The following is a 329-nucleotide window of genomic DNA, read 5'->3' as shown; positions in this document are numbered from 1 at the left end:
GCGAGCGTCACCGTGATCGGGCTGGAGGCCGGCGAGGCCGAGACGGTCAACAACGACTTGGACCCGGCTGGCCGCTACGCCGTCGACGCGACCATCAAGGGCGCCTCGGCCTCCGATTACGACGGGCTCGTCATCCCGGGTGGCTGCGTCGGCGCCGACAAGCTCCGGGCGAGCAAGGCGGTGGTCGCGTTCGTCCGGGACTTCTTCGCCCAAGGCAAGCCGGTCGGCGTGATTTGCCACGGGCCGTGGACGCTGGTTGAGGCGGACGTCGTGAAGGGCCGTACGCTGACCTCGTTCCCCACGCTGCAGACTGACATCCGGAACGCCGG

The 329-nt window shown here is 69.6% G+C and carries 1 protein-coding gene; it reads left to right on the top strand.

Annotated features, from left to right (window positions below):
* A partial coding sequence (locus tag MKL11_RS30900) for a DJ-1/PfpI family protein (protein WP_313900797.1) occupies window positions 1–329 on the top strand: 329 nt, incomplete at both ends.

It is taken from the genome of Methylobacterium sp. J-077, assembly GCF_022829365.1.
GTDB lineage: Bacteria > Pseudomonadota > Alphaproteobacteria > Rhizobiales > Beijerinckiaceae > Methylobacterium.
This window is presented reverse-complemented; position numbering and strand designations above follow the sequence as displayed.